The sequence below is a fragment of the Lactonifactor sp. BIOML-A5 genome, from assembly GCF_009677585.1.
Lineage (GTDB): Bacteria > Bacillota > Clostridia > Lachnospirales > Lachnospiraceae > Lactonifactor.
The window spans coordinates 15,208-34,658 of sequence record NZ_WKYV01000002.1; the positions used below are offsets into that span (position 1 = coordinate 15,208).

Here is a 19,451-nt window from a genome sequence, read left to right on the forward strand (position 1 = left end):
AGAATTTACATGTTTCGATTAATGGGTACACTTTATAAAAATTCTAAGATACTAAAAGATACGGTCATCTGCGACGAGACAGGGAACCGGCGCACACAGAAGGTTTTTAACAGCCTGGAAGCGATCTGCTATTCCTTTGACCTGGAAAAGCCCATCTGGCTGGAATCGAATCTTTCCGACTTTAAGCAGCACAGCAAAACTCGCTTCTATCAGGATAATTTTATTGAGGATGTTGACTTTGATTATTTGGAGATACGGGTGATTGAGGAGGATTAGAAATTTAAAAAGCGCTGCCGTACAGGCCTTTGCCTATACAGCAGCGCTTTTGTGAGCTCTTATTTTGGAATATTACTATGTCCTATCAGTTAGATTATAATCTCTTCATCAATTCTTCTCTTTCTTTCTCATAGCCCGGTTTGCCAAGAAGTGCGAACATGTTTGCCTTATAGCTCTCCACGCCTGGCTGGTTAAATGGATTCACGCCTAAGAGATATCCACTTACACCGATTGCGAACTCGAAGAAGTAGAATAATTGTCCTAAGCAGTAAGCGCTCTGCTCCGGAATTTTTACCATAAGATTGGCGGTTCCGCCGTCTGTGTGGGCTAATACGGTGCCGTTCATGGCGCTTTTATTGACAAAGTCAATGGTCTTCCCCGCAAGATAGTTTAAACCGTCCAGATCTACTGGTTCCTCCTTAATTTCCATGTCAGCCTTCGGACTTTCCACTGCCAACACAGTTTCAAATAAAATCCTGGGACCGTCCTGGATGCACTGTCCAAGAGAGTGAAGGTCTGTGGTCAGGTCTACACTGGAAGGGAAGATGCCTCTCTGATCTTTTCCCTCGCTCTCCCCGGCCAGCTGTTTCCACCATTCGGAAATATAATGAAGGCTTGGCTCATAGTTAGCCATAATTTCAACTGTTTTACCTTTTCTAAGCATGATGTTTCGGAGGGCAGCATACTGAAGCGCATCGTTTTCTTCAAACGGCAGGTTCAATGCGCGCTCTCTCTGTTCTGCAGCTCCATCCATCATTGCTTTAATATCTACACCGCTGGCTGCGATAGGAAGCAGTCCTACTGCGGTCATAACGGAAAAACGTCCTCCGATATCATCAGGTACTACAAATGTCTCGTAGCCCTCTTCTGCGGCAAGGCTCTTTAAAGCGCCTTTTGCCTTGTCTGTGGTAGCGTAGATTCTCTTCGCTGCCTCTTCCTTACCATACTTCTTTTCCAGCATTTCCTTAAATACCCGGAACGCAATCGCCGGCTCTGTTGTCGTTCCTGATTTGGAAATAACATTAACGGAAAAATCTCTATCTCCAATTACATCTATGATCCCTTTCATATAGGAAGCACTGATGCAATTACCAACATAATATATTTCGGGAGTCTTACGAATCTCTTTGGACAAATTATTATAGAATGGGTGGTTTAAAAACTCATTTGCCGCTCTCGCGCCCAGGTAGGAACCGCCGATACCGATTACCAGCAGTACATCTGAGTCTTCCTGAATCTTGGCAGCCGCTTTTCCGATGCGGTCGAACTCTTCCTTGTCATAAGTAACGGGCAGGTCGATCCATCCTAAGAAATCATTTCCAAGACCTGTCCGTGACAGCAGCATGTCCTTTGCTGCATCTGCCAATTTCCCCATAACAGCTACTTCGCTTTCACTGACTACACCAGCTGTTTTAGAATAGTCAAAGGTTATCTTATTTCCCATATTCGTTTGTCTCCTTATGTTTTTTCCAAGTTTATCCTCGGTTTTTTCCATTTAAGTTTAGCAAAATGTTATACATTTATCAAGTTAGAAATTCTTTAATCACATCCCTTACTATTTTTTCTTCCTCCTTGCTCAGAAGGTGTCCATATTTGTTATTGGTGGCAGCGCTCTCCTGGATGCCTCTGGCCAGCTGCTCCATCACTTCCTGAGATGGAAGTTCCTTTGCCTCCCCGGCAGCGGGCTTATCAGCGGGCTGGGAGATTACTTTTCCTTTTTTCAGTTTGGAAGCCTTCCCGGTCACAGGAAGATTTCTTCCTGTCTTCCCTGCCTGGGTCTGTGAGGCAGCCTTTGAGGTTTCCATAGGTACTACTTTGTTGGTTTCTATATGTTCGTTTTCCAGGTAATCAAGAAGTCCGTCTTCTATCAATTCCTCCTGGTAGGAAAATGCCAGCAGCTGGCGGAATATGATAAGTGCAGCTATCATACCTCCCGCGGCAATCAGCGTCCCCGGCCTGCTCCAGGGATTGGCGGGAGTCCACTGCCCGCTTCTGTAGGCTTGTACCAGATCCAGACCCGCAAAGAGAATAGAAAAGACGAAAGCGTACCACATGGTTCCCTTGAGTCTGTGCAGGGATATTGGCCCTATCTTTCGTCCGTTCATCCGTTTCTTAATAAAGATAACAGGATTGTTTATCTGTGAGTGTTCTTTTAGTAACTGGTGGTAGTCCTGGCAAAACTGCTGCATCCATTTCCCTTTGGGATATGGAAGACGGGATACATCCTTTATTGTTTTTTTATAGGATATATACACCATTAACAAGCTGACAGCTCCTAATACTCCTGCACACCAGATACCGTAATAAAATAAATTCACAATGATTCCCCCTTTTGCAATTTGCAGATTTTGTACGGTTCCATTATAGGTCACCCGGGGGAATTTGGAAAGCAAAATCGGTCGACAAATTCTCTGGTTTCTTGCGGCAACAGAATGCGACAAAAGGCGCTTTACAGCCTGCCTACCATATTTTCTACCAGCCGTACACTGTGTACTATGGCCTGCTTCTCAAAAGCTCCGTAATCCATGGTAGCACTGTTGTCTGCCTTATCAGAGATCGCCCGGAAGATCACAAAAGGGATCTTATTCAGATAAGCGGCCTGGGCAATTGCAGCCCCTTCCATCTCCGTGCAGCAGCCCTGGAAGTTCTCTGTGAGAAATTTCTTTTTCTCATTGTCTGAGATGAACTGATCACCGCTCACGATTCTTCCGGGTATTGCCTGAATATCCGGATTGACTTCCCTGCATGCGGCAAGCCCTGCTTCAGCCAGTGCTTTATCTGCCGGAAAAGCCAGGGTGTCCATCCTGGGAATCTGGCCCAGTGGATAACTAAAAACAGACGCGTCCACATCATGCTGGAGCGCGTCTGTTGAGATTACCATATCTCCTATATTCAGATCCTTGTCTAAAGCTCCTGCAATTCCCGTATTCATCACAGCCTCCACCTGAAAATCATCGGCCAGGATCTGTGTACACAGCGCCGCGTTTACTTTCCCGATCCCGGAACGCACCACTACTACATCCTTTCCGTTTAGTTTTCCCTGATGGAACTCCATTTGGGCCTTTACAGTTACCTTTGTATCCGTCATCTTTTCTTTCAGGGCAGCTACCTCTTCCTCCATAGCCCCGATAATACCAATATGGTTCATCTGCATTCTCCTTTTTACACTGATTCTTTTGGTCTGTCTTTAACGATCTGCATTATTATAGCAGATTCTAACCAGTTGTACCAGGGGAGAATACTCCATTACTTAGAAAAGGGCGTCAGCCGGATTGCTCCGCAATCATTCCGTATGTCTCAGCGCGGCCTGGAATATCTTGTCCAGCTCTGTCTTCTTCCAGTCCTCCAGGACATATTCCACGGGCTGCCCCTGAATCTCCCTGTAAATCTCTTGTAAGCTGTCCTTGGCTGTTTTTTGTCCATCCAGCATCCATCTTTGCATGTTATCCTTGGGAGAAAACAGAGATGCATCCAGATATTCTCTGTACTCATCCAGGGAACGGTCACTGCATACAAACCCTGAAGAGATCCCTTCTTCCATTTCTTCCAGAAGGGTATCCTCCACTTCATCCTCCGGAATGCCGTCCAGAATCTTCTGCGCAAAGGTAATCGCCTCCAGATCCTGGATCAGCTGCAGGGGATCAAAGAGCTCATCCAAACTCTGGGTACCCACACAGTAGAATCTCCGGGCGCCGTCCAGAGCCCCGGCCATAATCATCATGCCTTTTTCCATAGCGGTCCTTCCGTCAGGCTCCTTTCCCCAGGTATGGATATTGGTGCTGGAATAATCCGGTTCTTCCCCTCTGATATAGGCAGTCAGCTCTGCGGCCGCCTGCTCGTAGAGAAATTTTTCAGGGGTACCGAAGGCAATGTTAAAGTACTTAAAGTCAAAGGGAAATAGATTTGGTCTTATCTCTCCCTGCAGGCCCGTGAGCAGTTCTACTAATACCGCGCCTCCTGCCGCCTCGGCCAGGACAACCGCCAGGCCCATAGACAGGTTCATGGGTGTGGTAACTCCCATATTCGGCATGGAAAATGTATAAAAAGAATTCAGCCGAGAGCTGAATTTACGCACAATGTCAAAGGCATCCCCTCCCAGGGTCAGAGGGCTTATCATGTATACCGGAAGATGGGTCATTTCCTGGCCCATTACCCCGGTCATCTCAAACATATATTCCGCCGCCTCTACAGAATCCGGAGCTGCCGGCCAGCACCCGGAGCAATGTTCTGCTGCAATCTGATACCTGGCCAGGGAGGACAGCTGTGCCGGTACATCCGTAGGGTAGCCTGGGATCACCGGATTCAGGGGGTATCTCCTGTGTGCCTTTTCCACAAAGGCTGCATATTCACCCAGCTTTTCCCGGCCGAATTCCAGGATCCGGCCGGCATCCGGATCGCGGTAATGATAGGTATACAGACTGGCCTCCCCGTGCAGCCTGCTTCCGTGTTTGTCAGGGGGGATCTTCTTCCCTTGTTGACGGAGGAGAAATTCCCTGTATGCCGTTTCCCGGATCAGGGCCCTGTCTCCCCGCACCTCAATTCCTTCCTTATGCTTCAGCTCCTCAAGGGCCTGGGGATCTGTCACTTTAATCCCTGTATGTGCCAGAATCCTTCCTGCGCCTTCTATAATATGCTCCGCCCTCTGAGGGGAGAGATGTCTTCCCTTCCGTAATCTCATGCTTTTTCTCCCTTTTTATAGTCTCCCACTATCTTGGAGAGATAGCGGAACCCGTCTACATCCAGTCCTTTTTTGTCTGCAACCCGCTCTGCCAGAAGCTGGAGGGGGATCAGCAGGGCTGCCGGCGACAGGCACTCTTCCCTGCATTTTGCCACAGGTATCACAAACTCCCGCGGGATACATCCGTCTATTGGCGTATCTGTAACAAGGGAAACTGTAACCCCGGCATTTTGCAGGTATTCTCCGTGTTCCAGCGCAGTCTGGGTATACTCCTCCCCGGAGGCAAGGAGAACTGCGGGCAGTCCCTCTTCAATCACCTCAACGGTTCCGTGCCGGAAGTCCGAAACGCTGGACCCGGAGGTATGGATAAAGGTCTTTTCCTTCATCATCAGGGCTCCTTCTATGGCTGTGGCTGCATTTGCCCCCATTCCCAGCAGATAGAGATTCATGCAGGGGATCAGGGCATCTGCCAGGCGCTCCAGAGCCTCAGGGCAGAGCTTCATGGTGCTGCGGATAATATCCGGAATCTCAAGAAATGCCCCCTTAAGCTCCGGCCGGTAACCGGCTGCTATGATGGATAAGATCAGAAATGATGCCATATTTGTCTTTGTGGCGGAGCTTATCTCCCGCCCGCTGTGAAGAAGCATAACCTCTGAGGCATTCTCTGCCAGACTTGACTTGGGATCATTAGTGATTCCCCAGAATGAGATCCCTCGTTCTTTCAGTTCTTTTCCCACAACCTTTGTCTCATAGCTTTCCCCGGACTGGGAGATAAAGATAACAAGAGTGTCCTTGTCAATTGACGGCAGCAGATAACACAGTTCATCCGACTGGATAATCTGGGGCTTCAGGCTGCAGTACTTTAGAAATGCATACCTTGCCATATGGCACGCATAGAGAGATGCGCCTATGCCTGTAAGCACCAGCTGCTTTTTTCCCTGAAGCAAGTCTCTGAAATATTCCCCTTTCGGCAGGTATGCGTCCAGGATCTTCTGCGCCACCTCCGGCTGATCCTGGATTTCCTGCCACATTGCTGTATGTTTCATTTTCTCCTCCTTTATCCCTTTACAGAGCCTGTGGTCAGACCCTTGGTTAAATATTTCTGAAAACAAATGTATAATAGGATGGACGGTATCATTACTATATTAAGTCCTGCAAACAAGGTTACCCAATCTGCCTTCAGCTTAAAGGATTCCATCAGGGCAATAATTCCTACCGGAAGAGTGAGGAGTTCCTTATCATGTATAAAGGTGAGGGCAAATATATAGTCGTTCCATATCCAAACAAAGTTAAAGATGATGATCGTTATAATCCCATTCTTAGACAGGGGGAAGATAATCTTCCAGAAGGTGGAGTGAACCCCGCACCCGTCGATAGCTGCCGCTTCCTCCAGCTCTCTGGGCATGCTCCGGTAAAATCCGCTCATGACCAGGATAGAGTAGGGAAGGCTGAACACCACATAAAGGAGCCCCAGCCCAAGATGGGTATTCCACAGATTCAGTTTATACAGCACCGTGAATTCTGATGGCAGCACCAGGGCTGTGGGGACATAAAGCCCTGCTATAAAAAGCATCAGCACCACTTCGCTCCATCTTTTCTCACTGCGCACCAAAATGTAGGCTACGGTAGAGGACAGAACCACCACCACAAGTACAGAGACTATGGTAATCAGAATACTGTTCAGGGCATAGCTCTGAAAATCTATCTTTACCCAGGCATTGCTGTAGTTTTCCAGCTGCCACTTCTGAGGCAGGGCCCAGGGATTTGCCACAAATTCTTTGTTGGTCTTAAAAGAGGTATAGAATACCCAGAATACAGGGAACAGTACAATCAGCCCGTATCCCCCTGCCAGCAGGTCCCGCAGAACTCCCAGCGGTCTTATTTTCTTTTTGTTATTCATCCCTGCACCCCGCTTTCGTCAGTCTCATAATTGCAAATATAATAAGAAACAGTATGCCGAAGAGCAGCACGCCGATGGTGGAAGCGTACCCGTAATCGCTGTAGGTAAATGCATTTTCATACAGGTATGTGGTCAGAAGCTCTGATGCACGGTTGGGTCCGCCCTTTGTCATTACATATACAAGCTCGAAAGAGTAATTAAAGGCCGTAACGCAGAAGAATACCAGTGAAGTGCGGATCTCCTGCCAGATGCCCGGGATGGTTATGTGGACGAACTGCTGCCATGCACTGGCCCCGTCGATAGAAGCCGCCTCGTATCTGTCGTCTGGTATATTTAAGATGGCCGCAATGAACATAATCATATAGAATCCAATGTTAATCCACACAAGGGGAACGGTAAGCGCACCCATAATTACGTTGGTCTCGCCCAGCCATACGTGCTGCAGCTTTGAAAGGCCAATCTTTCCAAGGAATCCGTTGACCAGGCCAAAGGATGGGTTATAGATAAACATCCACAATACAGAAACCACTGCAATAGACATTACGTAGGGGATAAAGTAGATAATGCGCAGCCCCTGATGGTATTTTGATTTCTTTCTGGTAACCATAACCGCAAATGCCAGGGCAATGGAAAAGGTAAATATGGTGCAGAAGATTAGGATGAACACATTATTTCCCAAGGCCTTCCACACAATGGGATCCTCCAGGAGGCGTTTAAAGTTGGCAAGCCCCACAAATTTAATGTTCTCTGAAAACCCTGACCAGCTGCACAGGCTGAGAAACAGAGACTTCACGCAGGGATAAAGGCAAAATATCCCGTAGAGCAGCAATGTGGGTACCAGATATGTGATTAAAAAGCTTTTTTTCTTTCCTACCATGTCATTCACCTGCCCTTTCCAGTTTTGTGTACCCCTGCATAAATTCATAGAGCCGGTATACATCCGGGCTCTCGCCTGTGCGGACATAATAGCCCGATGTGGCATTGCCAAGCCTCAGGCTCTCCGCCAGGGGCAGCCCCTGCAGCAGCCCAAAGCACAGACCCGCGTTAAAGTTATCCCCGCCCCCGGTTGACAGTTTGGGAACGGGGGTGTAATACCCCTCTTCCTTTACCATGATTCCCTTGGTATAGCCGTAGGCACAGTGGGGAAGATGGAGGATGAGGTAATCGATGCTAAGCCTGCGGCTTATCTCCTGTCCCATTTCTCTTCTGCTTTTTCCCTCTCTGTGGAATAAGGCCTTATAGATCAGGCGGGCCTCATTTTCATTCATGCTGAACACCGTTGTCCTGTATTCTGCAAATGCTTCTCCCAGGCGCAGGATCTGGACCAGTTCCTCCCCGGACTTTCTGGATGCATCCGAGAGATCCAGGAGAAGCCATTTGTTTTTCTCTTTTTTTCCTCCTTTTATACAGTTGTCATAAACCGCCTGAAACAATGCTGTAGCCTCGGCCAGCTCACTCCAGTTGAGAAGGGCGATCAGGCGGCTGTCCCTGAAATATCCTATGAGTTCTTCTCTGTTCATCCTGCCGGCTATCATATCCCAGGTCATTTCCTTTAGGTTATCCATTGAAGAAAGCATAACCTTGCCGTCATGAAACTCCAGGGCATTGCACTGCCCGGTTCTGCACACGGAATGGAGCATGCAGTTGCCATTCATATTCTTAAATACCGGATCAATCTTAGGATACCCCATACTGCCGATACAATGTGTCTTTACCCCAAGGGTGCCAAGGCTGTTGGCAAATATGGCCATATTGCCCCCGATTTTCTCCTGCTGAAGCTCCAGTTCAATGGAACAGCTCATGTTCTTCTTTGATATCAGATAACTGCCAAATTCCTCAATGGTTTCAAAGTATGTACCGGGCAGCTGTCCGCTTTTTTGTTTTACCGCACGCACCACATGATCCACGACTACATCAAAACCGGCAGCAGCAGTAATGCTGCTGCCGGACTTCATGGCACGTTCTAATACCTCTAATATTTTTATATTATTTGCCACCGCTTGTCTCCTGTGCTACTTTATCCATTCTCTCGCAGAATTCTTCTGCATTTATTTCCTCCTGGATTAAAGCATTGATGCAGTTATTCAGTTCCCCGAGTACCTCTTTGTATCTCACTTTGTAAGAAGGAGATATAATGCTTACATTGTCATCTGCCATCTTCCACATGGTCTGTGCGCTCTTTGGAAGCAGTTCCATTACCTCGTCAGACTGTTCTTCCATAGCCAGCAGGAAGCCTGTCTTTTCAGCCACATATTTGGCATTTTCTTCAGAATAGAATAATTTTACAAGTTCTTTGATATATTCCAGCTTGCCGTCATCCTCCTGCTTCGGAAGAACCATACATTCTACAACAGCTGTGGTTGAAGTCTTGCCGGCTTCCTCGCCTGGCGCATACATAGGCTGCAGGTCAAAGTCGTCCGGCCACTGATCCTCCATCTCTCCTTCCAGCCAGCTTCCTGAGGGAACAAAGGCGTCGTTGTTTCCGATGAAATCAATCTGAGACTGGATGTGGTCCATGGCCAGCGAGTTCTTATCTATATAGCCAGCATCCCTCATCTCCTGAAGGCGGGTAACCGCTTCCAGAGCTGCGGGCTGTTTCCAGGCACCCGCCTCGTTGTTGTTAATAGCTTCCATTGTTTTCGGATCCAGATTTTGAATCATGGGTACCAGAAAGGCATCTGCCAGCATAAAGGGGTATACACCTGCATAAATCATAGGGGTAACACCGCTGTCCTTTATGGTTTTGCACAGCGTCTGGTATTCCTCCCAGGTAGACGGTACTGTCCAGTTATTGTCCGCAAAGAGCTTGCCGCTGTAAAAGTTGCCCGCGATCAGCTTGCTGGTGGGAAGGAAATAGTGGGATCCGTCCACCTCACCCAAAGCAAGTCCTGCGGAGAAAATGGTTTCCTCCATGGTCTTAGTGCCCTCTGCATTCTGCTCTGCCAGTATGTCGTCTACGGGATATAACAGCCCTTCTTTGGCAAACCCATAATAGTCCACATCACTGATCCAGGTCTAGAAGATATCCGGAGCCTCTTTGACATTGAGAAGATTGCGGATTACCTCTGCCGCCTTGGCGTTACTCTCAAATTCCACATTTACATTAGGATATTTCTCCTTAAACTTCTCCAGAGGCAGATCCCAGAACTGCTCAGACACCTCCTGCTGCCAGAGAATGGAAATGGTGACGTCCTCATCCTCTTTGCTGTCTCCCTTTGCCTCTGTTTTCGTGTCCTCTTTTGCGCTGTCCTTACTGCCTCCGCAGCCTGCCATCGAGAATACCAGTGTGCCTGCGCATAACATAGCTACAAATTTCTTAAACATAGTTTCCTCCCATAATCTTTCCTGTTTCGGAACCAACCTTTGGTTCTGTTGATTAATAGTTTATTCCCCCGCAGGCGGCTTACGCCTCCAGGGTACCACTTCGGTTTCCGCGGTATGTACCGAAATGGTATAAATCTGTCCGGCTGTATCCCCCCTGGCTTCCGGTCAGAATTTATTCTGTTTATATCATAAAGCTGTACCTTCCTCCGCCCGCCGGTTAAAGGGGCATCCACTGGGAAAATACCATCTCTGCAGCCCCGCACAAAACCGTGGCGCTGCAGTCTGCATCCATCTTTACTTCGGGGAGTACGTTTCCCTGCACCAGAAGTCTGGATGTAACCTGTTCCATACTCTTTTCTAAAACTTCCCGGATCAGTCCCACCGTTTCCCCTCCTATGTAAATACAGTCGGGGTTAAAGATATTGTTTAAGATAGAGAGAAGCCTTCCCAAAATGGCGGCATTCTCCTCTAATACCTGAACTGCCGTGCCTTCCTTTTTTTCCCAGAGTTTCAGGAATTCCTCATAAGAAGTAATTTTCCTGCTGCCATAGAGGTTGTATTTCTCCACATACCCCATAATGCGCAGATCGCTTTCCACACAGCCCATGCTGGAGCACAGATGACACTGCATCTGCATATTGCCGATGGGCATATGACAAATCTCCGGGGCATACCCGCCGCTGCCGCAGATTAACTTGCCATTGGCAACTACGCCGATTCCAAGACCTTCATCCGCAAAAAGATAAACGATATTGTCCTGATTTCTATAGATATTTTCCCTCATGTACTCAGACATGACACAGAGATTAGACTCGTTGTCAATATAAACTGTCTTCCCCAAGGTCTTTGACAGCATCTCTTTCATGGGCTGATTATTAAACAGCTCGATCTCTGAAGACACAATGTTATGGGTTTTTTTCTCAAAAATTCCGGGAACAGCAACTCCTACCCCTACAATCTGATCCTCTGAAAAACGCTTGAGCACCTGTTCTCTGTATATACTTCCGCAGGTCTGTACTACCTCCAGGATGCTGCTTTTTTGGCTGTAGTCAAATCTGTCGTCATAGACCACACGGGTGCTGTAATCCGCCACAGCCACACGGATAACCCCAAACCTGGTCAAATCAAAGCACAGAGACATGAGGTTGTTATAGTTCAGGGAGATTCCCTTGGGAGTTCTGCCCACCACCTTAGTATCCTCCAGGGCCGTCTCCTCCAGATATCCCTTTTCTCTCATCTCATTGCATATATTAGAAACTGTGGCGAAGCTGAGACCCAGCTCCTCAGCCATTACCTTTTTGGTACAGCTTTTATTTCTCTTTAAATAATTAATAATCTCTTTTGCGTGAACCTTTTTCAGTTCAACGGAACTGTCAACCTTCATCCTCTGTCTCACCCCTCCTATTATTTTATGAATTATTTTAATAATTATTTTAATAACTTTAATAATTGTATAGTAGATCAGATATCGGAATTTGTCAAGAGTAGAATTTGGGACGTGTTCCTTTTAGAAAGAACACGTCCCAAATTCGACCAGGGGTGTCCCATTTTCAGACAGCCCTGTCCCTTTTTTCACTTAACGGTCCAGCACAACTTTCACGGACCCCATCCCGCAGTTTATGTCAAAGAAGTTCTCTGCCTGAAGGTTGGACTTATATGTCCCTCCCATGCCTCCAAAGCGATCGTCTCCCACTCTGACATCTCCCATGCCTACCTTAACTCTATACCCGTAGTCCGAAGGAACGGTCAGGCTCGCAGCTATCTCACCCATCCCGCAGTCCAGCTTGCACTTGCCTGTAAGGCGCCCTTCCAGTAAAACCTTACCCATTCCACAGTTTATCTTGGCCGGCCCGCTGTAATAATCTGCCAGTACAACCTCACCGGCCCCCAGATCCAAACGGCTTGTTTCGGCAAGAATTCCCCGGCCCACCAGCTTGCCTGCACCTAATTTGATTTTAACATCCCGGAACCGATAGCCTTTTGGTATAATAATGACTATCTTCCGCTCTGAGAAAAGATTGGTAATGTTGTTCAGCACAAACAGGCCCTTATAGCCTTTATCCTTTATTTTCCAGACACCGTCCTTTACTTCCTCCCTGCAGTCTCCGTCAGGATAGCCGGATAAATCCAGCGCGAACTCATCCCCCTCCCGAACAATGGCTTCTGCCATAGAAATATCAATGTGAAGAGAGTGAATGGTCACATGATTCTCATGGATTACCTTTTCCAGCTCCAGCTTCTGGAGCGGCACATCCTCCTCCGGCGGGATATCTTCCCCCGCAGCACAGTTCTGGTGTTCTTCCCCGTTCGGTTCTGCCCCAGAGGCATCCGGTGCTTCTTCCCGCAGGGGCGTCTCCTCTGCAGCTTCCGCGGTATCCCCTCCGGACAGCTGGCCGCCTCCCAGCAAAACATCTGTACTTATGCCAAAGATGTCTGCCAGAGGAACCAGCATCATAATATCCGGGCAGGAAAGCCCGCTTTCCCACTTACTGACAGCCTGCGCAGAGATTCCTAACTGCTCCGCCAGCTGAGCCTGAGTCAGCCCCTTTAACTTCCGTAAAAATGCAATCCTGTCCCCAAAGGCTTCAGGGAGTCGTTTGTTTGCTCCATTCATATTTGTATTATCTTCCATACTTTAACCCACCTATCTATCTTATTTTCTTTTCATTAAGTTACGGTTCTTATGTTTTACTGTCATGTGTATCTGGCTAAACGGCGCGTCGCTCTCTTAAGATAGTTACAGCATATCCGTTCTTCACCGGTATTTACAAGCAACTGTAGGTTGATTTTTACTTTTTCTTTATTTTTCAACCAATAGTTGATTTATTGCTGCCTGTCCATTATAGCAAAAGATCTTTCCTGCGGAAAGAGAGATGGAAATCTTTTTCTGTATCTGCTATAATAGCTCCTAGTATGGAATCATATCATTATATATAGGAGGATTAAAGTATGGTATATAAGACAAAAGGAACCTGTTCCAGGGCCATTGAGCTTGAATTAGACGGAGATATTGTAAAATCAGTCAACTTCGTAGGCGGATGCAATGGAAATACTAAGGGAATTGCCACCCTGGTACAAGGGATGAAAATTGACGATGTCATTGAAAAATTGCAGGGCACAGACTGCGGAGGCCGCGGTACTTCATGTCCGGATCAGCTGGCAAAGGCACTTCTGCTGGCAAAAGAACAGAAACAGTAGTAAAAACCAGGGACTATGCACAAGACGTGCACAGTCCCTGGTCCATGTTTTTATCTGTCCCACTTATCACAAAGGGAATTAATCTGATCTGCAAATCTGGCCAGATCTTTATTGGCACCCCCTTCATTGCGTCTGATAACAGCCATTAATCTCTGCCCTGCTGCGATTAACCTTGCGTAGACGCCTCCTGCCTTCACAGGCTGGCCTCCAATCTCTGCCTTCCTGATAGGGATTCCGACCGTTTCCTTCACTGCCTGGTCTGCCAGCAGATCGTAAACGGTCCCGCTGAACGGTGCCATGGTATCATACTGCAGTTCATCGGTTAGCTTCTTGGCAAAGATCTCACATACCTTATCGTCCCCGTGAACCACAAAAACCTTCCTGGGCTTTTCCTGAAAGGAAGCGGCCCATCGCATAAGTCCTGTGCGATCCGCATGCCCGCTGATACCGGGGAGGCGGGTAATCTCTGCCTGAACCTGAACCTCTTCTCCAAAAAGCTTTACCTCAGTGGCCCCTTCCACAAGAGCACGTCCCAGGGTTCCTATGGCCTGATACCCCACAAACAAAATGGTGGACTCGGGTCTCCACAGATTATGCTTCAGATGATGCTTGATCCGCCCGGCATCGCACATACCGCTGGCTGAGAGAATTACCTTTGGCCTTTCGTCAAAATTAATATCTCTGGACTCATCACTGGTAATGGCAAGCTTCAGCCCAGGAAAACTTATGGGATTAATCCCTTTCATAATCAAATCCATGGCTTCCTGATCGTAACAGTCATGGTAATGCTCTTTAAAGATATTTGTCGCCTGTACAGCCAACGGGCTGTCAACAAAAACCTCGAATCCGGGATACCCCTTCACCAATCCATCTGCCTTAATCTTTCTGAGGAAGTACAGCATCTCCTGGGTACGCCCTACGGCAAAGGAGGGAACTACCACATTGCCGCCCCGGGCAAATGTTTTTTCCAGAATCTCTACTAATTGGCTGACATAATCTGTCCGTATCTCATGATCTCTGTCCCCATAGGTTGACTCCATGATAACGTAATCTGCCTCCGTAAGATAGGTAGGATCTTTGATCAGCGGCTGGTCCAGATTCCCGATATCACCGGAAAATACCAGCTTCCGCTCTTCTCCCTCTTCCTCTATCCAGACTTCAATACTGGAAGATCCCAGCAGATGTCCTGCATCATTATATCTTACTCTGATGCCGTCCTCCAGGGTCAGAATCCTGTTGTAGGGACAGCCCACAAACTGCTTGATTACACCATTGGCATCTTCCAGCGTATATGCGGGAACAAATTCCTCTTTTCCTGAACGTCTGCCTTTCCTGTTCCTCCATTCAGCCTCAAACATCTGGATATGGGCACTGTCGCGAAGCATAATCTCACACAGGTCACAGGTGGCGTCCGTTGCATAAATATTTCCCCGAAATCCTTTTGCATAAGCTAAGGGCAGATTCCCCGAATGATCAATATGCGCATGGGTCAGCAAAACAAAATCAATGTCCGCCATCGATACCGGCAATTCCTGGTTCTCGTACTGATCCGGCCCCTGCTCCATCCCACAGTCTACCAAAAATTTCTTTCCTGCTGCCTCCAGATAAAAACAGCTCCCCGTTACCTCATGAGTCGCCCCAATAAATGTAAGTCTCATAAAAAACCCCCTTTTCGGTATTGAGCTTTTACTAATATCAGCATTTACTCTATTATACCCTAAAGGGGGAGGTTATGATATGATTTTCCCTTATTTTATTCGATTTGTTAAAAATCCGCTGCCGCAGAGTCCATAATATTCATTCAACATGGATAAACGGATATAAGGGCTGATGGTGCCCAGCGTTCTAAAAGTATCGGCATCACTCAGGGTATTCACCGGACATGCATAATATCTGTAATTATTCTCTTTTCCAAATCCCATTACCCGGTAATCCCAGTTTTCTTTTGCTCCGCAGTTGGGAACTGCCAGGAATCTGACTTTCTCTTTCACATAATGAAATCTGTGATACAGTCGCTCCACATTTCCGGGCAGCAGCATATTTCCCAGCAGCAGGGTTCCGTTCTCATATTCGGTTAGTGCCTTTTTACTGTGTCCCTTCAGTAAAGCAAAATCGCTCCTGTGGGTACATGCCAGACTGCACAGGTCACATTCACCCTTCATCCGTCCCTTGCAGGACTGAATAAACGAAAATGGCTTCACGGACATTACACAGTCCTCTTCCACTAAATCATCCTCGATGGAGCCGTGATACATAACTATGGTAGGATAACCATTTCCCTGGTATACCCCAAAGGATAGCACCCACCGGTTCATGATCAGGTAGCCAGCCTTATAGACCGGGACAAATCCATCCTCTTCCTTCCATATCTTCTCATCCAAAGATTTCTCCAACGGCTGGAAGTATCCGCCCGGTATGGTATCCTGACCTTCATAGGCAGGGCCATTCCCCATGAGATACCTGAACTCTTCCACACCCTTACTCAGCGCATAGCGGTAAGGATCCCTGAGAAACGTTCTCCCTTTAGAATTCAGTGTAAGCTTGTCCGGCTGCTCCTGCCCTTCCAAATGGCGGAGCAGGCTGGCACGCTGCTTTTTATCTATGTACGGCATAATAATCTGTTTTACCCTTCTCAGCTCCAACATCTCAATAACATATTCCAGATATTGAAGGTTCAGGTGTGAGATTACCAGCAGATCAATAGGGAATGTTTCATCAGAGAATCGCGCATCCTCGCTGAGCGTCCTCGGGATACTGGCATCTGCTCCGCAGAGATATACCACACTGGCAGTGTAGTCCTGTGGTTCGTTCCACATGCTTAATATGTGGTAGATGCCGTCATTCATGTTTCTAAATAAGGTGCGAAAGTATAGGGCTTTCATGGGGTTGTGCCTCCTGTTCTTAATTTTATAATTTTTATTTTATTAATATACCGTCTGTACAAGTCTCCACAGATTCGTATGTTTCACCATCCTCAGCTGCATGATTTCCTCTAACTCTATAAAAATAACCTCTATCAACATCAATTGTGTATGATTTTAACAAAGATGATGTTTCTTGTTCCGAAACAGACCAAGTTTTAAACGAACTCCAGGTTTGATCCTCAGGATTATATTTATCCAATGATAACGAAAGATATAAATTGTCACAGATTACATGAGCAATGGTTAAGCCTGTAGCAGTCACTTTACCATCTCCAGCATTTGTACATTTAGCTGTCCCTTTATTTAGAATATTCCCTCTAACAAGCTTCATAGTAGTATCTTCTACTTCTAATTTATTAGTTAAAAGAGAGCCATCCACCACTAAACCTAAATTATCCAATGCTTCTGCCCTAACAATAGATGATGTAAAATTAGTCAGCAGTATTACACTTAACAAAGTTAAAATCATTTTATGTATCTTCATTTTTATATCCTTTCCCTAGATTACTTATTCCTCTACTATTAAATACGAGTTAAATCCTAAATAATTACACCTAAAAAGTAATTTCTTGAATTATTTTAGTAAACGTCTCTATATCTAACTTCCCTGAGAGTTCGTAATAACAATTTTTATATTCCCATTTTGCCACATAATTTGGTTGGATATCTCTCTCATCCTTAATCTCCCATATTTCTACAGTTACGTGATTAGCATTAGTAATGGGTGAATCCAGTTTTACACCATCATATGCAGAAAACTCGGCACTTTCGTTTTGGCTATTAGACATATATAAGGATATAATGTGATCCTCGTATGTGTACTGCATAAGAGCTATACAACTCTCTTCATCAACAGTATACGACGAAAAACTCATTCCTTCCGGAATAAATATTAATCTTGGTGCCTTTATATTTAGGGTGTTCTCAATAACTTGTTTTGCCTCAAATTCACTTAAATCTCCGTCTTGATGAATACCAGAGTTATTAATTTTCAAGTTACTATCCGTCCCGAGCCAAGACTCAACCTGACTTATCAAGTACACCCTATTCGCCTCACTAGTCATAGCAACCCCAAATACTCCTGACAAAATAAGGCAAACAATAGCTGCACATTTTCCAGCCCGTTTCCACCTGGAATAGAATACCACTTTTTTCTTTTCCTCTACCACCTCTTCTTTCTCTTCGTTAAAATCTTCTTCGTCTTCATGGTATATGCCTTTGTCTTTCAATTCCTGCACAATTCGGTTGTACAGCTCTTTGGGAGGATCCATACTGTCTATGAACGGGTCCTCTTCCAATTCTCGTTCAATCTGTTCAGCCTCTTCCCGAAGAGCTTCTATCTCACTTTTTGTCATAAAAATCTCCTCTGAGGCCTCTGCTTTCGGTTTGTTATTCTCCTGTGATAATTTCTCAAATCTACTCATGAAACCCTTATCTTTCCTTGACTTTTTTTTGCAAGTGTATCATATTTATCTATAGTTACTATTTTGCTTGATATGTAGGAGGAAATAAATGAAACATATTGTTCTCACGGGCGGCGGAACTGCCGGCCACGTAACACCAAATATCGCCATGATTCCCAGATTGCAGGAATTGGGCTACACTATTTCCTATATCGGTTCTTACGACGGAATCGAAAAAAAACTCATCGAAGAACTGGATATTCCTTATTATGGGATATCTTCTGGTAAATTAAGACGGTACTTTGACGTCAAAAATTTTACCGATCCCTTTAAAGTTGTAAAAGGATATGGAGAAGCGGCCCGGCTCCTGAAAAAACTGAAACCTGACGTAGTATTCTCCAAGGGAGGTTTTGTCACTGTACCGGTTGTAATTGCCGCAAGCAGACAAAAAATCCCCACCTTTATCCACGAATCTGATATGACTCCCGGTCTGGCCAATAAGATTTGCATTCCCTTTGCCACTAAAGTGTGCTGCAACTTTCCTGAGACAGTAAATGAGCTTCCCGCCAACAAAGCAGTCCTCACCGGTACTCCTATTCGCCAGGAATTACTTTCCGGGGATGTAAAAAGAGCCCGTGCCTTTACCGGCCTCACCGAAGAGAAGCCTGTAATTATGATAATCGGAGGAAGCCTTGGGGCTGCCGCCATCAATGACTGTATCCGCAGAATCCTTCCGGAGCTTCTGGAAGAGTTTCAGGTCATCCACCTGTGCGGAAAAGGAAAGCTGGATGAGTCTCTTGTAGGAACAAAAGGCTATGTCCAGTATGATTACATCAAAAAAGAACTGGCTGACCTGTTTGCCCTGGCTGATCTGGTAATCTCCAGAGCCGGCGCCAATGCTATCTGTGAAATCAGCTCACTCAATAAGCCGAATCTCTTGATTCCTCTGTCCGCCAAAGCAAGCAGAGGCGACCAGATATTAAATGCGCGTTCCTTTGAAAAATTGGGCTACAGTATGGTTCTGGAAGAAGAAGAGATTACAGATAAAACACTGCTCTTCTCTATCCGGGAATTATACGGCAACCGCCATTCTTATATGGAGGCTATGTCAGAGAGCAATCATATTGATTCCATCAAGCATATTGTAGATTTAATTGAGGATGCTGTGAATTAAAGCCCGTCATATTCCGACTGATACCGCTTTTGCGTCCATGACTTTGCCCGGTGGAGCCTGGTTCTCACATTTTCTACCGTGATACCCAGCTCTCCGGCAATTTCCGTGGCATCTTTTTGTTCCACATAGCTTTTCTCGATAATCTCATGCCAATTCTTATTATGTTCTTCGAGATCTTCCATCATTTCTTTGATAAATTCCTTTTTGATGTAGTCGTCTGCCATCTCATCTTCTACATAACAGGCTCTGGCATGATGGCTTCTCCTCACATTCGCATCCTCTTGGGATTCATTCTCACCATACTCGTAACCTACCGTTTCGTACTTCCTGTATGCTTTCCTGCAGTAATCAATTGCTTTGTGTTTTGTAGTCACAATCAGCCAGTATTTTATCAAGTCATCGTTTAATTCCTGTCTTTCTACCAGCTGGTAAAGAGATACAAAAACTTCCTGGCATATGTCCTGAGACCATCCATAATCATGTATCACATTATTAGCTATCTTAGTGGCCAGACTCCAGTACTTGTCATACAATGCTTGTAACTTCTTGTTAATATTATCCATCTTTTCTGGTT

20 protein-coding genes are annotated in these 19,451 nt (G+C 46.2%); 3 read left to right on the forward strand and 17 right to left on the reverse strand.

Annotation, left to right across the window (positions count from 1 at the left end):
• Window positions 1-9 precede the first annotated feature (9 nt).
• A complete protein-coding gene (locus tag GKG41_RS01520) occupies window positions 10-276 on the forward strand; it encodes a hypothetical protein (protein ID WP_154256567.1) in 267 nt (88 codons plus the stop codon).
• A 94-nt stretch (window positions 277-370) separates the two neighbouring features.
• Here the strand turns inward: GKG41_RS01520 and GKG41_RS01525 are convergent, their stop codons facing one another.
• The 12 genes from GKG41_RS01525 to GKG41_RS01580 form a co-directional block, all read right to left on the reverse strand.
• The gene (locus tag GKG41_RS01525; protein ID WP_154256569.1) at window positions 371-1,720 is read right to left on the reverse strand and encodes a glucose-6-phosphate isomerase; all 1,350 of its coding nucleotides are present in this window, start codon (window positions 1,718-1,720) and stop codon (window positions 371-373) included.
• A 79-nt stretch (window positions 1,721-1,799) separates the two neighbouring features.
• Window positions 1,800-2,594 (reverse strand): hypothetical protein, encoded by a 795-nt coding sequence (locus tag GKG41_RS01530; RefSeq protein WP_154256571.1) that lies wholly within the window; start codon window positions 2,592-2,594, stop codon window positions 1,800-1,802.
• Between the two features lie 131 nt (window positions 2,595-2,725).
• Window positions 2,726-3,424: a 5'-methylthioadenosine/adenosylhomocysteine nucleosidase gene (locus GKG41_RS01535; protein WP_154256573.1), complete on the reverse strand. Its 699-nt coding sequence runs from the start codon at window positions 3,422-3,424 to the stop codon at window positions 2,726-2,728.
• 135 nt (window positions 3,425-3,559) lie between these two features.
• Window positions 3,560-4,954: a trimethylamine methyltransferase family protein gene (locus GKG41_RS01540; protein ID WP_154256575.1), complete on the reverse strand. Its 1,395-nt coding sequence runs from the start codon at window positions 4,952-4,954 to the stop codon at window positions 3,560-3,562.
• Window positions 4,951-6,000, reverse strand: a complete 1,050-nt coding sequence (locus GKG41_RS01545) for an SIS domain-containing protein (RefSeq protein WP_154256576.1) — start codon at window positions 5,998-6,000, stop codon at window positions 4,951-4,953. The genes GKG41_RS01540 and GKG41_RS01545 overlap by 4 nt, the downstream gene beginning before the upstream one ends.
• A gap of 11 nt (window positions 6,001-6,011) precedes the next feature.
• A complete protein-coding gene (locus GKG41_RS01550; RefSeq protein ID WP_154256578.1) occupies window positions 6,012-6,854 on the reverse strand; it encodes a carbohydrate ABC transporter permease in 843 nt (280 codons plus the stop codon).
• Entirely contained in the window at window positions 6,847-7,731 is an 885-nt protein-coding gene (locus GKG41_RS01555; protein ID WP_173015499.1) for a sugar ABC transporter permease, read from the reverse strand. Before GKG41_RS01555 ends, GKG41_RS01550 begins: the two co-directional genes overlap by 8 nt.
• 1 nt (window position 7,732) lies before the next feature.
• Window positions 7,733-8,851 (reverse strand): PfkB family carbohydrate kinase, encoded by a 1,119-nt coding sequence (locus tag GKG41_RS23845; protein ID WP_154256582.1) that lies wholly within the window; start codon window positions 8,849-8,851, stop codon window positions 7,733-7,735.
• Entirely contained in the window at window positions 8,841-9,854 is a 1,014-nt protein-coding gene (locus tag GKG41_RS01565) for an extracellular solute-binding protein (RefSeq protein ID WP_154256584.1), read from the reverse strand. The genes GKG41_RS23845 and GKG41_RS01565 overlap by 11 nt, the downstream gene beginning before the upstream one ends.
• A 15-nt stretch (window positions 9,855-9,869) precedes the next feature.
• Window positions 9,870-10,178 carry a hypothetical protein gene (locus tag GKG41_RS01570; protein ID WP_154256586.1) on the reverse strand — a complete coding sequence of 103 codons (309 nt, stop codon included), beginning with the start codon at window positions 10,176-10,178 and terminating at the stop codon, window positions 9,870-9,872.
• Between the two features lie 217 nt (window positions 10,179-10,395).
• Window positions 10,396-11,562: an ROK family transcriptional regulator gene (locus GKG41_RS01575; protein WP_154256588.1), complete on the reverse strand. Its 1,167-nt coding sequence runs from the start codon at window positions 11,560-11,562 to the stop codon at window positions 10,396-10,398.
• A 192-nt stretch (window positions 11,563-11,754) separates the two neighbouring features.
• Entirely contained in the window at window positions 11,755-12,810 is a 1,056-nt protein-coding gene (locus GKG41_RS01580) for a helix-turn-helix domain-containing protein (protein WP_226903790.1), read from the reverse strand.
• Between the two features lie 317 nt (window positions 12,811-13,127).
• On the opposite strand from GKG41_RS01580, the gene GKG41_RS01585 reads away from it, so the two are divergent.
• Window positions 13,128-13,376: a TIGR03905 family TSCPD domain-containing protein gene (locus tag GKG41_RS01585; RefSeq protein ID WP_154256590.1), complete on the forward strand. Its 249-nt coding sequence runs from the start codon at window positions 13,128-13,130 to the stop codon at window positions 13,374-13,376.
• A 50-nt stretch (window positions 13,377-13,426) separates the two neighbouring features.
• Here GKG41_RS01585 and GKG41_RS01590 read toward each other — a convergent pair whose 3' ends face one another.
• From GKG41_RS01590 to GKG41_RS01605, 4 genes are all read right to left on the reverse strand, one after another.
• Window positions 13,427-15,034 carry an MBL fold metallo-hydrolase gene (locus GKG41_RS01590; protein ID WP_154256592.1) on the reverse strand — a complete coding sequence of 536 codons (1,608 nt, stop codon included), beginning with the start codon at window positions 15,032-15,034 and terminating at the stop codon, window positions 13,427-13,429.
• 90 nt (window positions 15,035-15,124) lie between these two features.
• Window positions 15,125-16,258, reverse strand: a complete 1,134-nt coding sequence (locus GKG41_RS01595; protein WP_154256594.1) for a hypothetical protein — start codon at window positions 16,256-16,258, stop codon at window positions 15,125-15,127.
• A gap of 34 nt (window positions 16,259-16,292) precedes the next feature.
• Window positions 16,293-16,784: a DUF6147 family protein gene (locus tag GKG41_RS01600; protein WP_154256596.1), complete on the reverse strand. Its 492-nt coding sequence runs from the start codon at window positions 16,782-16,784 to the stop codon at window positions 16,293-16,295.
• A gap of 70 nt (window positions 16,785-16,854) precedes the next feature.
• Complete coding sequence (locus GKG41_RS01605; RefSeq protein WP_154256598.1) at window positions 16,855-17,724, reverse strand: DUF4367 domain-containing protein; 870 nt, start codon at window positions 17,722-17,724, stop codon at window positions 16,855-16,857.
• A gap of 88 nt (window positions 17,725-17,812) precedes the next feature.
• On the opposite strand from GKG41_RS01605, the gene GKG41_RS01610 reads away from it, so the two are divergent.
• On the forward strand, window positions 17,813-18,877 hold the full coding sequence (locus tag GKG41_RS01610; protein WP_154256600.1) for an undecaprenyldiphospho-muramoylpentapeptide beta-N-acetylglucosaminyltransferase: 1,065 nt from the start codon (window positions 17,813-17,815) through the stop codon (window positions 18,875-18,877).
• On the opposite strand, the gene GKG41_RS01615 is transcribed toward GKG41_RS01610, so the two are convergent.
• The gene (locus GKG41_RS01615; RefSeq protein ID WP_154256603.1) at window positions 18,874-19,440 is read right to left on the reverse strand and encodes a sigma-70 family RNA polymerase sigma factor; all 567 of its coding nucleotides are present in this window, start codon (window positions 19,438-19,440) and stop codon (window positions 18,874-18,876) included. The two genes, GKG41_RS01610 and GKG41_RS01615, sit on opposite strands and share 4 nt — an antisense overlap.
• Between the last annotated feature and the right edge of the window lie 11 nt (window positions 19,441-19,451).